The 14,346-nt window shown below is 69.0% G+C and carries 10 protein-coding genes; 5 read left to right on the top strand and 5 right to left on the bottom strand.

Annotated elements, in window-relative coordinates; genetic code table 11:
• The first annotated feature begins 324 nt into the window (after positions 1-324).
• The 5 genes from cydP (at position 325) to Q3A80_RS19240 (ending at position 6,597) form a co-directional block, all read left to right on the top strand.
• Positions 325-600 (top strand): cytochrome oxidase putative small subunit CydP, encoded by a 276-nt coding sequence (gene cydP / locus Q3A80_RS19260; RefSeq protein ID WP_446330502.1) that lies wholly within the window; start codon positions 325-327, stop codon positions 598-600.
• Positions 590-2,170, top strand: coding sequence for a cytochrome ubiquinol oxidase subunit I (locus Q3A80_RS19255; protein WP_446330501.1), 1,581 nt, complete (start codon positions 590-592; stop codon positions 2,168-2,170). Before cydP ends, Q3A80_RS19255 begins: the two co-directional genes overlap by 11 nt.
• 31 nt (positions 2,171-2,201) lie before the next feature.
• Positions 2,202-3,338, top strand: a complete 1,137-nt coding sequence (cydB, locus tag Q3A80_RS19250) for a cytochrome d ubiquinol oxidase subunit II (RefSeq protein ID WP_446330500.1) — start codon at positions 2,202-2,204, stop codon at positions 3,336-3,338.
• 54 nt (positions 3,339-3,392) lie between these two features.
• Complete coding sequence (cydX, locus tag Q3A80_RS19245; RefSeq protein WP_446330499.1) at positions 3,393-3,515, top strand: cytochrome bd-I oxidase subunit CydX; 123 nt, start codon at positions 3,393-3,395, stop codon at positions 3,513-3,515.
• Positions 3,516-4,113: 598 nt separating this feature from the next.
• Positions 4,114-6,597, top strand: coding sequence for a family 20 glycosylhydrolase (locus Q3A80_RS19240; RefSeq protein ID WP_446330498.1), 2,484 nt, complete (start codon positions 4,114-4,116; stop codon positions 6,595-6,597).
• A 190-nt stretch (positions 6,598-6,787) separates the two neighbouring features.
• Here Q3A80_RS19240 and nagE read toward each other — a convergent pair whose 3' ends face one another.
• The 5 genes from nagE to Q3A80_RS19215 all read right to left on the bottom strand — a co-directional run bounded on the left by nagE (position 6,788) and on the right by Q3A80_RS19215 (position 14,213).
• Positions 6,788-8,557 carry an N-acetylglucosamine-specific PTS transporter subunit IIBC gene (nagE, locus tag Q3A80_RS19235; RefSeq protein ID WP_446330497.1) on the bottom strand — a complete coding sequence of 590 codons (1,770 nt, stop codon included), beginning with the start codon at positions 8,555-8,557 and terminating at the stop codon, positions 6,788-6,790.
• 87 nt (positions 8,558-8,644) lie between these two features.
• Positions 8,645-11,227, bottom strand: a complete 2,583-nt coding sequence (gene ptsP / locus Q3A80_RS19230) for a phosphoenolpyruvate--protein phosphotransferase (protein WP_446330496.1) — start codon at positions 11,225-11,227, stop codon at positions 8,645-8,647.
• Positions 11,228-11,242: 15 nt separating this feature from the next.
• Positions 11,243-12,259, bottom strand: a complete 1,017-nt coding sequence (locus tag Q3A80_RS19225; RefSeq protein WP_446330540.1) for an SIS domain-containing protein — start codon at positions 12,257-12,259, stop codon at positions 11,243-11,245.
• On the bottom strand, positions 12,252-13,355 hold the full coding sequence (gene nagA / locus Q3A80_RS19220) for an N-acetylglucosamine-6-phosphate deacetylase (RefSeq protein WP_446330495.1): 1,104 nt from the start codon (positions 13,353-13,355) through the stop codon (positions 12,252-12,254). Before nagA ends, Q3A80_RS19225 begins: the two co-directional genes overlap by 8 nt.
• A gap of 123 nt (positions 13,356-13,478) precedes the next feature.
• Complete coding sequence (locus Q3A80_RS19215) at positions 13,479-14,213, bottom strand: GntR family transcriptional regulator (RefSeq protein WP_446330494.1); 735 nt, start codon at positions 14,211-14,213, stop codon at positions 13,479-13,481.
• Between the last annotated feature and the right edge of the window lie 133 nt (positions 14,214-14,346).

Genomic DNA, 14,346 nt, shown 5'->3' with positions numbered 1-14,346 from the left:
CGATTTAGAGCGTTTCACCCAAAACCGCTGCCCGACCGGCAGCGGTTTTTTTTCGCGTGTCGTTTCCGGTCACGCTTCACTTGTTAATCGACCGGATTGATCGGGTATCGGGCGAATTCCGTCCCCTTCCGCATAACCTTGATCTGCCTCAAGTTTTAGCACGTGGTTCGCGACGGTCTGCCGCAGCGCAGCACTCGGCACCGGAAAGCCGGCATTTTAAAATTGGCACGTCGGCTTAAAAGGATTAAAAACAGTTCAACTGCCGTCATAAATCCGACGTAAAGTCGCCCCAAAACCAACGTAAATCGATTCAGGATAATCGCCTTGATCTCGATCAATAAGGAGCCCGCGGCGCCGCCCCCGCGGGGCGGCACGGCGGGCCGGCGCGCGCGCATCGTCGCGTGGGCGCGCGGGCCGACCCTCGTGCGCGACATCACGCTGGTGCTGATCGTCAAGCTGATCCTCCTGATGTCGCTCAAATACGCATTCTTCAATCATCCGCAGGCCGAGCACATGTCGCTGCCGCCTGCCGTCGTCGCCGAGAAGCTGCTCTCGGTGCCGGCGCCTGCATCCACCGAGGGAGACCACCATGATAAGTAGCGAAGTCGTCGATCTGTCGCGTCTGCAGTTCGGCATCACGGCGCTCTACCACTTCCTGTTCGTGCCGCTGACGCTCGGCCTGTCCTGGCTGCTCGTCATCATGGAAGCCGTCTACGTGATGACCGGCAAGCAGGTCTACAAGGACATGACCCAGTTCTGGGGCAAGCTGTTCGGGATCAACTTCGCGATGGGCGTGACGACCGGCATCACGCTCGAATTCCAGTTCGGCACGAACTGGTCGTACTACTCGCACTACGTCGGCGACATCTTCGGCGTGCCGCTCGCGGTCGAAGGCCTGATGGCGTTCTTCCTCGAATCGACGTTCGTCGGGCTGTTCTTCTTCGGCTGGAACCGCCTGTCGAAGGTCAAGCACCTGATCGTCACGTTCCTCGTCGCGCTCGGCTCGAACCTGTCCGCGCTGTGGATCCTCGTCGCGAACGGCTGGATGAACAATCCGGTCGGCGCCGAGTTCAACTACCAGACGATGCGCATGGAGATGACGAGCCTGTTCGACGTGCTGTTCAACCCGGTCGCGCAGGTGAAGTTCGTGCACACCGTGTCGGCCGGCTACGTGTCGGCGGCGATGTTCGTGCTCGGCGTGTCGTCGTGGTACCTGCTGAAGAAGCGCGACGTCGACTTCGCGCTGCGCTCGTTCGCGGTCGCGGCCGGCTTCGGCCTCGCGGCGACGCTGTGCGTGATCGTGCTCGGCGACGAATCGGGCTATACGACCGGCGAAGTGCAGAAGATGAAGCTCGCGGCGATCGAATCCGAATGGGAAACGCAGCCGGCGCCCGCGTCGTTCACGCTGATCGGCATCCCGAACCAGGAAGAACAGCGCACCGACTACGCGATCAAGATCCCGTACGCGCTCGGGCTGATCGCGACGCGCTCGCTCGACGAACCGGTGATCGGCCTGCGCGAGCTCGCGAAGCACAGCGAGGAGCACATCCAGAGCGGGATGGTCGCGTACGGCGCGCTGCAGAAGATCAAGCAGGGCGACACGAGCGAGGCCACCCGCGCGCTGTTCGACCAGCACAAGCAGTATCTCGGCTACGGGCTGATGCTCAAGCAGTTCACGCCGAACGTGACGGACGCGACGCCCGAGCAGATCAAGGCCGCCGCGAAGAAGACGATCCCGCCGGTCGCGCCCGTGTTCTTCTCGTTCCGGATCATGGTGGCGCTCGGTTTCCTGTTCGTCGCGACCTTCATCGCCGCGTTCTGGTTGTGCGCGCGTCGCGAGCTGCTGCAGGACAACCGCCGCTGGTTCCTGCGCTACGCGGTGTGGGCGATCCCGCTGCCGTGGATCGCGATCGAATTCGGCTGGATCGTCGCCGAGCTCGGCCGCCAGCCGTGGACGATCGCCGGCGTGCTGCCGACGCACCTGTCCGCGTCGAGCCTGCAACCGAGCGACCTGTATCTGAGCCTCGCGGGCTTCATCCTGTTCTACACCGCGCTGTTCGTCATCGAGATCAAGCTGATGTTCAAGTACGCGCGCCTCGGGCCGTCGTCGCTGCATACCGGCCGCTACCACCACGAACTCGCCGCCGCCGGCGAGCGCGCCGCAGTTTGAGCACGCTGTCGCAACCGAACAAGGAATCGCTATGGACTACGCAACTCTCAAGCTGATCTGGTGGCTGCTCGTCGGCGTGCTGCTGATCGGCTTCGCCGTCACCGACGGCTTCGACATGGGCGCGACCGCGCTGCTGCCGTTCCTCGGCAAGACCGACGACGAGCGCCGCATCATCGTCAACACGGTCGGCGCGACGTGGGAAGGCAACCAGGTGTGGCTGATCACGGCCGGCGGCGCGATGTTCGCCGCGTGGCCGCTCGTCTATGCCGCGTCGTTCTCGGGCTTCTACTTCGCGATGCTGCTCGTGCTGTTCGCGCTGTTCTTCCGGCCGGTCGGCTTCGACTATCGCAGCAAGCGGCCCGACCCGCGCTGGCGCGCCGGCTGGGACTGGGGCCTGTTCGCCGGCGGGTTCGTGCCGGCGCTGGTGTTCGGCGTCGCGTTCGGCAACCTGCTGCAGGGCGTGCCGTTCCAGTTCGACAGCGACCTGCGCGTGACCTACTACGGCAGCTTCTGGGCGCTGCTGAACCCGTTCGCGCTGCTCTGCGGGCTCGTCAGCCTCACGATGCTCGTCGCGCACGGCGCCGCGTTCATCAAGATGAAGACCGACGGCGTGATCGCACGTCGCGCGTCGATCGCGCTGCGCGTGTCGGCGCTTCTCGCGATCGTGCTGTTCGCGCTCGCCGGCGTGCTGGTCGCGTCGACCGTCGGCGGCTTCCACATCACGCACGCCGCGCCGACCGACACGGTCGCGAACCCGCTGCTGAAGGACGTCGCGGCCGGCTCGGCGCTGTGGCTCGCGAACTACGGCCAGTATCCGTGGATGATCGCGGCACCGGCGGCCGGCATCGCCGGCGGCCTGTTCGCGCTGCTGCTCGCCGGCTCGAAACGGGAAAAGACGGCGTTCTTCTGCACCGGCCTGATGATCGCCGGCGTGATCCTGACTGCGGGCTTCTCGATGTTCCCGTTCATCATGCCGTCGTCGCTCGACCCGCGCAGCAGCCTGACCGTGTGGGATTCGACGTCGAGCCACATGACGCTGCAGGTGATGCTGTTCGCGGTGATCGTGTTCCTGCCGATCGTGCTGCTCTACACGAGCTGGGTCTATCGCGTGATGCGCGGCAAGGTCACGCGCCAGACGCTCGAAGAGAACAAGCACTCGATGTATTGACCGGGTCGCGGGCGCGCACGCGCCCTCGCCCACCGTTTCGCAAGGAGTCGGATCATGTGGTATTTCAGCTGGATTCTCGGTATCGGCGTCGCACTGTCGTTCGGCATCGTCAACGCGATGTGGCTCGAAGCGCGGCAGAAACTGCAGGACGCGCCGGTGCGCGCACGCCGCGATTGACGCGCGACGCATGCGCGGGCCGTGGCGACGGCGCCCGCCGCCGTCGTGCCGCCGGGAACGAACCTCGCTTCATGCGAGGTTTTTTTTCGTCCAGGTGACGCGGGCAGCCTCGCCAGACCGATGCCAATTTAGCGCCAGATTGATACCACTTGAATACCAATAAAAGGTTTCATAAGATCGTTGCACACGGCCGCTGACAGGCCGCTTCCATTTGGGTGGGGGAGACATGCGAATCCCGTGTCTGGCGCGCGCCCGCGCGCCGCGTCGCCGTTTGCGTGCAGCGGCCGGTCGCACGGCGGCGGCGCTCGCCGTGGCCGTCGTGCACCGTCGGCCGGATTGCGTCGACGATCGTCACGTCGACGCGACCGCCGCTGGTGCCGCTGGCCGATGAACGCGCGTCCGCATCCGCGCCCTCGCCGATCCGACCGGCACGCATGCCCGCGTCCCGTTCCGTAACGCACGCGATCCGCGTGCCGAACACGCCCGGTGCGATTCCGTCGTGCCGGGCGCTGGTGTCCCCGCAGCTCCGTTGAAAGACCCGACCGCAGCGACGTCGTCCCGCGATGCCGCTACGCCCCCTTTTTTCTGAGGAGTTCGAATGAAAAGCACGTTGCCTTCCCTGTTGACCGGCTTGCTGATCGCGGCGCTGTTGCCGGTGGCGAGCTGCGCCGAGCCCGCGCAATCCGTGGCCGGCACGGTCGCCGGCGCCGTCCGGCCGGCCATGCAGCCGACCGATCTCGCTGCGCTGCTCGCGAACGGCCTCGCGCTGCGCGTGGCCGTCGACAACAATCACGCGGCCGCGGCCGGCGTGCCATGCGCCGATCTGGGCGCCGACGGCGCGGCGTGCGCGACGGGCCGCCTGTTTCTGCAGAACCGCGGCCACCAGCCGATCGCCGACGGCGGCTGGAAGCTCTACCTGCACAGCATCCGCCGCCTGCTGCGGATCGACCGGCCGGGCTTCGCGCTGCGGCGGCTCACCGGCGACCTGTACGAGCTGACGCCGCAGCCGGGCTCCGTGCGCCTCGCGCCCGGCGAACGCATCGAACTGCCGTTCGTCGCCGAATACTGGCTGCGGCGCTACAGCGACGTGATTCCGCGGCCGTACGTCGTCGTCGACGGCGCGCCGCCCGCGGTGCTGCGCTACAACGACACCGACGACGAACTGCGCTACGTCGAATCGCTGCCGGCCGACGCGCAGAACAACTCGACCGGCAACGCGCCGCCCGTTGCCGCGCGGCCCGACGCGAGCCGTGCGCTGCCGAGCGTGAAGCGCGAGCAACCGCTGCCCGGCGCGCTCGACCTGCGCGGCGTCGAGCTCGCACTGTCCGACCTGCCCGACGCGCAGGTCGCCGCGCTGCGCGAGCGCGCGGCGACGCTCGGGCTCGACGGCGCACGGGTGCCCGTGCGCGGCATGGTCGCGCCGCGCCGGCTGCCGGCCGACATCGCGAAGCCGGGGGGCTACCGGCTCGCGATCGGGCCGCGCGGCGTGCTGATCGAAGGCTACGACCGCGCGGGCCTGTACTACGGCGTGCAGACGCTGTTCTCGCTCGCGCCGGCCGGCGGCGGCACGATTCCCGCACTGCTCGTCGAGGACGCGCCGCGCTTCGTGCATCGCGGGATGCACGTCGATCTCGCGCGCAACTTCAAGCATCCGGCGACGCTGCGCCGTCTGATCGACCAGATGAGCGCGTACAAGCTCAATCGCCTGCACCTGCACCTGTCCGACGACGAAGGCTGGCGCATCGAGATCCCGGGCCTGCCCGAGCTGACCGACATCGGCGCGCGCCGCTGCCACGATCCGAGCGAGACGCGTTGCCTGCTGCCGCAGCTCGGCTCCGGCCCCGACAACCGTTCGGGCGGCGGCTACCTGACGCGTGCCGACTACGTCGCGCTGGTGCGCTACGCGGCCGACCGCTTCGTCGAGGTGATCCCCGAAATCGACATGCCGGCGCACGCGCGTGCGGCCGTCGTGTCGATGGAAGCGCGCTACCGGCGGCTGCATGCGGCCGGCCGCGACCAGGACGCGAACGCGTACCGGCTGCTCGATCCGCAGGACACGTCGAACCTGACGACCGTGCAGTTCTACGACCGGCGCAGCGACCTGAACCCGTGCGTGCCGGGCGCGCTGAACTTCGCGTCGAAGGTGATCCGCGAGATCGCGGCGATGCATGCGGACGCGCAGGCGCCGCTGCGCATCTGGCACTACGGCGGCGACGAAGCGAAGAACATCCTGCTCGGCGGCGGCTTCCAGCCGCTGAACGGCACCGACCCGAACAAGGGGCGCATCGATCTCGCCGCGCAGGACAAGCCGTGGGCGCGCTCGCCCGCTTGCATGGCGCTGCTCCAGCGCGGCGAGATCAAGTCGATCGACGAGCTGCCCACGCGCTTCGCGAAACAGGTGAGCGCGGCGGTCGACGCGAACGGGATCGGCACGATGGCCGCGTGGCAGGACGGCATCAAGCACGCGAACGGGCCGCAGGACTTCAGCACGCGGCGCGTGATGGTGTCGTTGTGGGACACGATCTTCTGGGGCGCGTCGGACAGCGCGCGCGACCTGAGCAACAAGGGCTACCTGACGGTGCTCGCGCTGCCCGACTACCTGTACTTCGACTTCCCGTACACGCTGAACCCGCGCGAGCGCGGCTACTACTGGGGCTCGCAGGCCACCGACGAGTACAAGGTGTTCTCGCTCGCGCCGGAGAACCTGCCGCAGAACGCCGAAGTGATGGGCGATCGCGACGGCAACGCGTTCGAGGTCACGGGCACGGGCGCCGCACCGCGGATCGAAGGGATCCAGGGCCAGGCGTGGGGCGAGGTGATGCGCAACGACACGTTCCTCGAGTACATGGTCTATCCGCGCCTGCTCGCGCTCGCCGAGCGCGCGTGGCACCGGGCCGACTGGGAGCTGCCGTATGCGGCCGGCGTGCGCTACAAGCGCGGCGACACGCATCATGTCGACACGGCCGCGCTGCAGCGCGACTGGGCCGGCTTCGCGACGCTCGTCGCGCAGCGCGAACTGCCGAAGCTCGATCGGGCAGGCATCGGCTACCGCAAGCCGACGTTCACGCTGACGAACCCGTGAAGGATCGGATGACGCATCGGGTGATCCGCTGATCCGCCGAACGGCGCGAGCGGCGCGCGATGCAGATGAACGCAGCGCGCAACGCGCGCCGCCAATGAAAAACGGCTTGCGACGCACACGTCGCAAGCCGTTTTCGTTTTACCGGCCGGCGGCCCGAACCCGCTACGCGGCTCGGGCCTGCTTCATCGCATCACGCCGGTTGCGCGGCCGCGCCGCCGCCCGCCGACGGCAGGCGCGCACCGAGTTGTTCCGCATAGCGTTCGGCCGCGTTGCCGCAGACGATGTGGAACGTGTCGGCCGACACCCACGCGACGTCGAGCGCGCCGAGCCGCTCGCGATCGACGGCCGCCGCATCGCGCACGACGACACGCAGCCGCGTGGTCGCGATCGCGTCGAGCGATGCGACGTTGGTCGCGCCGCCGAACACCGCGAGCCAGCGCAGCGGATCCGGGTCGAGCGGGCCGGCCGCCGCGCCCGTGACCGGCTGCGCCGCCGCGGCCGGGGCGGCAGCGGTGGCCGTGGCGCCGGTCGCGCCGCCGCCGATCGCCGAACGGATCTCGTCGGCGATGATGTCGGCCTCCGGCCCGATGATCACCTGCACGCTGTTGCCGCCGCGCTTGAGCACGCCGCGCGCGCCGATCGACTTCAGTGCCGGCTCCGACACCTGCTCCGGATCGACGACGGTCAGGCGCAGCCGCGTCGTGCACGCGTCGACGACCGTCAGGTTGCCCGCACCGCCGAGCGCGGCGATGTAGCGCTGCGCGCGCGGCGCGGCCGCCGCGGCACCGGCCGCCGGCGCGACGAAGCCGCCCGCTGCGTGCGACTCGGTCGCGGCATCGGCCGATGACGGCTCGCGGCCCGGCGTCGCCATGTTGAACTTGCGGATGAAGAAGCGGAACAGCCCGTAGTACGCGACGCCATACGCGATGCCGAGCGGAATCGCGATCCAGCCCTTGGTCGACAGCCCGTAGTTCAGCACGTAGTCGATCGCGCCGGCCGAGAACGTGAAGCCGAGCTTCACGCCGAGAATCTGGCAGATCGCGAGCGACAGCCCGGTGAGCACCGCGTGGATCACGTACAGCACCGGCGCGAGGAACATGAAGCTGAATTCGATCGGCTCGGTCACGCCGGTCAGGAACGACGTGAGCGCCATCGAGAACAGCAGGCCGCCGACCATCGCGCGGCGCTCCTTCGGCGCTTCGTGCAGCATCGCGAGGCATGCGGCCGGCAGGCCGAACATCATGATCGGGAAGAAACCGGCCATGAAGGTGCCCGCGGTCGGATCGCCCGCGAAGAAGCGGTGCAGGTCGCCGTGCACGATCTCGCCGCCGGCCGGCGGCGTGAAGTTGCCGAACACGAACCATGCGAGCGAGTTGATGATGTGGTGCAGGCCCGTGACGAGCAGCAGCCGGTTCAGGAAGCCGAACACGAACGCACCGATCGCGCCCGCCGTCGTCAACCACTGGCCGGCCGCATCGATCGCATGCTGGACCGGCTGCCATACGTACCCGAACACGATCCCGAGTACCACGCACACGAGCCCCGTGATGATCGGCACGAACCGCTTGCCGCCGAAGAACGCAAGGTAGTCCGGCAGCTTGATATCTTTATAACGGTTGTACAGCAGGCCCGCGACCACGCCCGCGATGATCCCGGACAGCACGCCCATGTTCAGCTTGGGATCGATGTCCTTCATGATCGCGGTTTCGATCAGGTAGCCGATCGCGCCCGCGAGCGCCGCCACGCCGTTGTTGTCCTTCGCGAAGCCGACCGCCACGCCGATCGCGAACAAGAGCGGCAGGTTGTCGAAGATCGCACCGCCGGCATCGGCGATCATCTTGATGTTGAACACGTCCGGCTGTCCGAGCCGCAGCAGGATGCCGGCGACCGGCAACACCGCGATCGGCAGCATCAGCGCGCGGCCCAGGCCCTGTATCTTCAGAAACGGATTCCCGTCCATTCAGTCCTCCAATCCATGTCTCGTCATTAATCGTCGTTGAGGTGATTGCTTTCGTAGTGAAACGGGTCGCGCGCCCGCCGTCGACGTTCAGTCGAGCGGCCAGACCTCGCGGCTTGCTGCCCTTACCGCCTGTGCCGAGTCGAGTGCGAGCAGATCCTGCGCACGCTGGCGGCACAGCTGGTAATCGAGACGGCGCACGCGCGCCTTGATGCCCGGCACCGACACCGGGTCGACCGACAGTTCGGTCACGCCGAGGCCGACGAGGATCGGCACCGCGAGCGGATCGCCGCCCAGCGCGCCGCACACGCCGACCCACTTCCCGTGCTTCGCCGCACCGCGCACCGCGATGTCGATCAGCCGCAGCACGGCCGGATGCAGACCGTCGGACTGCGCGGCGAGATCGGCCTGGCAGCGGTCCATCGCGAGCGTGTACTGCGTGAGGTCGTTGGTGCCGATCGACAGGAAATCCGCGTGCTGCGCGAGCTGGTCCGCGAGCAGCGCCGCCGACGGCACCTCGATCATCACGCCGACCTCGATCGGCTCGGTGCGGCCCTGCGCACGCGCGAATTCGTCGATGCGCTTGCGCAGCCGCACGAGTTCGCCCGCGTCGGTCACCATCGGCAGCAGGATGCGCACCGCGCCGAACGGCTTCACCGCGAGCAGGCCCTGCAGCTGATCGTCGAGCAGATCGGGGCGCACCTGCGCGAGACGGATGCCGCGCAAGCCCAGCGCCGGGTTCGGCTCGGGCGGCAGCGTCAGGTAGTCGACTTCCTTGTCCGCGCCGACGTCCAGCGTACGGATGATCGCGGTACGGCCCTGCAGCGCGTCGACGATCGACTGGTAGCTCTGCTGGTGTTCGACGACGGTCGGCGCGGCCTGGCGATGGATGAACATCAGCTCGGTACGCAACAGGCCGACCGCGTCCGCGCCGTTGTCGACCGCGGTGTTCGCGTCGTCGAGCGTCGCGATGTTCGCGGCGACCTCGATCGCGCGGCCATCGGTGGTCGCGGCCGCGGCGCCGGCCATCTGCCGGTTCGCTTCGCGCACGCCATCCAGGCGCTGGCGCTCGTGGCGTGCGCGTTCGACGTCGAGCGCGGTCGGCGCGTGTTCGAGACGGCCCGCGCTCGCGTCGACGACGACCTGCGTGCCGTCCGGAATCGCGTACAGCGCGTCGCCGACCGCCACCAGCGCCGGAATGCCGAGCTGGCGCGCGATGATCGCCGCATGCGACGTCGCGCCGCCGCGCGCCATCACGAGCGCGGTCACGCGCTGGCGATCGAGCGACGACAGGTCCGACGGCGTGAACTCCTCCGCGGCGAGCACGGCCTCGTCGGGCAGCGCGCGCGTCGCGCCGCTCGTGTGGCCGAGCGCACGCAGCACGCGCTTCTCGATGTCGCGCAGGTCGGCCGCGCGCTCGGCGAGCAGCGCGTCGTCGAGCTTCGACAGCGTGTCGATCTGCGCGCGGATCGTCTCGCGCCACGCGAAGCCGGCGCTCTTGCCGAGGCTGATCTGGTCGCGTGCCGCGTCGACCAGCGTCGGATCCTCCAGCAGCACGCGATGCACCGCGAAGATCCCCGCCTCGCCGACCGCGCCGCGCGCCGAGGCGTTGCGCACCGTTTCGTCGAGTTCGGCGTCGACCGCTTTCAGCGCGTGGTCGAGCCGGCGGCTTTCGGATGCGGGCGTGCCGGTCGCCTGTTCGGGCGGCACGATGTCCGCATCGTCGAGCCGCACGAGCGTGCCGACCGCGATGCCGGGCGCCGCGCACACGCCCGCGAGCGTGTTCGGATCGACGGAGGCGCCGGTGTTGCGCACGACGGTCTGCGGCGCGGGCGAACGCAGCCGCGCCGGCTTCTCCTCGACTTCGCCGTGCGCTTCGCGCAGCAGCTCGCGTTCGACCGCTTCCACGGCCTGCTGCGCATGCGCGCCGCGGCCGATCAGCTCGATCGTCGCGCCTTCGCCAGCGCCGAGGCCGAGCAGGCCCACGACGCTCGCGATCGACGCCTTGCGGCCGTCGAACTGCACGTCGACCGTCGCGTCGAGGCCGCGCACCGATTCGCGTGCGCGCGCGGCCGGCCGCGCATGCAGGCCGCCCGGTTGCGTCAGCACGAGCTCGCGGCGCACTTCGTTCATCGCGGCGGCGCCGGCCTGCGCCGCCTGCGCCGCGGCTTCGCCCTTGCCGCGCAGCGTCAAGAGCGGCGTCTCGCCGGCCGTCGCGAAACCGCTCGCGCGCTCGACGACGTCGAACGCGTCGGAGTTCGCGATCGCGATCACCGACACGAGCGAATGCGCGCTGCGCGCGACCGTGTCCTGATCGAACTCGATCAGCAGGTCGCCCGCATCCACACGCGCGCCGGCCTCGACGCGCGCGGTGAAGCCCTGCCCGTTCAGCTCGACGGTGTCGATGCCGATATGCAGCAGCACTTCCGCGCCCTGCGGCGTCGTGATCGTCACCGCATGGCCGGTGCGCGCGAGGTGCGACACGATGCCCGCGCACGGCGCGACGAGCTTGCCCGCGAGCGGGTCGATGCCGATGCCGTCGCCAAACATCCCGCCGGAGAACACCGGATCGGGCACGTCGGCCAGCGCGACGATCGGCCCGGTCAACGGACTGAGCAGGACGATCTGATCATGGGTGGAACTCTTCAACTGGGACTCCTCGGCGCGTCTCATCGGCTGTCTCGGCTATCAGTGCGTTTCGGTGACTTTGTTCAGGTGGCGCGGCGTGTCGGGATTGCGGCCGCGCGCGACGGCGAGATCCGCCGCCATCACGTAGAACGAAAGAATGGCGGCGATCGGGTCGAGCGCCGAATGGGCGGATTGCGCGAGCGGCAGCACGGTGCCCGATGTGCCGGGCGTGCCGGCGGGCGCCGCGAGCAGCACGGCGGCGCCGCGTGCGCGCATGTCGTGCGCGAGCTGCAGCAGCCCGGCCTGTTCCGGCCCCGGCGGCGCGAACACGAGCAGCGGATAGTCGCGATCGATCAGCTCCATCGGGCCGTGACGGACCTCGGCGCTCGAGAACGCCTCGGCCTGGATGCCGGACGTTTCCTTCAGCTTCAGCGCCGCTTCCTGCGCGATCGCGAGGCCCAGGCCGCGGCCGATCACGATCATCCGCTCGACATTCGCGAGCGCGTCGACGGCCGGGGACCAGTCGAGCCTGCCGGCCTGCGCGAGCACGTCCGGCAGGCCGCGCAGTGCGGTCACGAGCGCGGCGTCGCGCTGCCAGTACGCAACGATCTGCGCGGACAGCGACAGCATCGCGATATAGCTCTTGGTCGCGGCGACCGACAGTTCGGGGCCGGCCAGCAGCGGCAGCTGGTGCTCGCACGCATCGGCGAGCGGCGACGGCAGCACGTTCACGGCGGCGACGGTGCGCGCGCCGGCTTCGCGCAGCGCGGCCATCGTGTTGACGAGATCGGGGCTCTTGCCCGACTGCGAGAACGCGAGCGCGAGCTGGTCCTGTACCTTCAGCGGCGCCTGCTGCAGCGTCGCGACCGACATCGGCAGCGACGCGACGGGCACGCCGAGGCGGCGCATCGTCAGGCTCGCGAAATAGCTGGCGGCGTGATCCGAGCTGCCGCGCGCGACCGTCAGCGCGACGGCCGGCGGGTGATCGAGCAGCTGGCCGGCGAGCGCTTCGACGCGCGACGTGTCGGCGAGTTGCGCGGCGACGACCGGGGCGGACTCGCGCGCTTCCTTAAGCATATTCGACAATCGATTCTCCTTCGACGTAGGTCGCGGTGAGGTTCAGGTCGCGATCGAACACCGCGAGGTCGGCCCATGCGCCGCGCTCGACGCGGCCGCGATCGGCGATGCCGAGGTAGTCGGCCGCATAGCGCGACATCCGGTTCGACACGTCGGCGATCGGCAGCCCGAGCGACACGAGATTGCGCAGCGCCTGGTCCATCGTCAGCGTGCTGCCGGCGAGCGTGCCGTCGGCGAGCCGCACGCCGCCGAGGCACTTCGTCACGTGCTGGCTGCCAAGCCGGTATTCGCCGTCGGGCATGCCGGTGGCCGACGTGCTGTCGGTCACGACGTACAGGCGCGGGATCGCGCGCAGCGCCGCGCGAATCGCGCCGGGATGCACGTGCAGCAGGTCGGGGATGATTTCCGCGTACTCGGCATGCGCGAGCGCCGCGCCGACGAGGCCCGGGTTGCGGTGATGCAGCGGCGACATCGCGTTGAACAGGTGCGTGAAACCGCAGGCGCCGTGCTTGAGCGCGGCGACGGCGTCGTCGTAGGTCGCGAGCGAGTGGCCGAGCTGCACGCGCACGCCGCGCGCGGCCATCTCGCCGATGATCTCGATGTGGCCGGCGATTTCCGGCGCGAGCGTGACGACGCGGATCGGTGCGATCGACAGGTACTTCAGCACTTCGTCGAGCACGGCCGACACGGCCGCGTCCGGCTGCGCGCCGAGCTTGCCGGGGTTGATGTACGGCCCTTCGAGGTGCACGCCGAGCACGCGCGCGGCGCCGGGCGTACGCGTGCGGGCGGCGGTGCCGAGATTCGCGACGACCTGCATCAGCTCGTCGCGCGGCGCGGTCATCGTCGTCGCGAGCAGGCTCGTCGTGCCGAACTGCGCGTGGGTGCGGGCGATCGTCTCGATCGCGTCGCCGCCTTCCATCACGTCGGCGCCGCCGCCGCCGTGCACGTGCAGGTCGATGAAGCCGGGCAGGATATACGGCGCGTCGTTCGTCGCAGGATCGACGGGGGTGCCGTCGAGCGCCGCGATGCGGCCGTTCTCGCTGTCGATCGAACCGTGAATCCAGCCGTCGGGGGTCAGGATGTTTCCAGTCAGCATGACGTTTCTCTTGATGATCTGGTGACGCGGACATCCGCGTCGCGATTTGCAAATTCGTTGCGATTCATTGCGCGCGCTTGCGTTCCGTTGCGATCGCGCGCAATGCGCGCGCAGTCTCGCGCGTCAGCGTTTCAGTTCCGCGACGAAGTCGTAGTAATCGTCGCGGCAATACGTTTCGGTTACTTCGATCGCGCGCTGGTCGGTGCCGTAGCCGATGCGCGTGATCACGAGCAGGGCGGAGCCGGGCTTCACCGCCATCCATTTCGCGACGTCGTGCGTCGCGTTCGCCGCGCGAAAGTGCTGCAGCGCGCGCACGACGGTCATCCCGCGCGCGTCCAGGTATTCGTACAGCGACGCGCCGAGCGCCTGCGGATCCGGCACCACCGCGGCCGGCAGCGTCGAATGCTCGACGGCCATCACGATGCCGTCCGCGCGGCGCAGCCGCTCCAGCCGCGCGACCGTCGCGCCCGGCGCGAGGCCGAGCCGCGTGAGCTCGTCGCGACTCGCGGTGCGCAGCGTGCGCGACAGCCACACCGAATCGGGCACGAAACCGCGCTGCTGCATCTTCGCGGTGAAGCCGACGAGCCGCGACAGCGGATCGGCGACACGCGGCGTGATGAAGCTGCCCGCGCCGCGCGCCCGCTTGATCAGCCCCTGCTCGACCAGCAGCGCGAGCGCGCGGCGCGCCGTGATCCGCGACACGCCGACCGACACCGACAGCAGCCGCTCCGACGGCAGCGCCTCGCCGGCCCGCCACGCGCCGGCGTGAATCGCGCGCGCCAGGTTGCGGGCGAGCTGCAGATACAGCGGCGTGTCGTCGAGGGGATCGGGCGCCAGTTCGGACCAGCCGGTTTCCATGTGCCTCCGCGGGTCGGACGACGATCCAGGACCGTCGAAAGTGAACGCATTATATAACCACCATAATACCAGTCAACGAACTGGTATTAGCGGTGTCGAAATCGCCGGAAGCCTTGTCGGGCAAGCGTTTTAG

This window comes from Burkholderia sp. SR8 (assembly GCF_052851275.1).
Note: the sequence above shows the minus strand (reverse complement) of the source record. Positions and strands in the feature narration are given on the sequence as shown.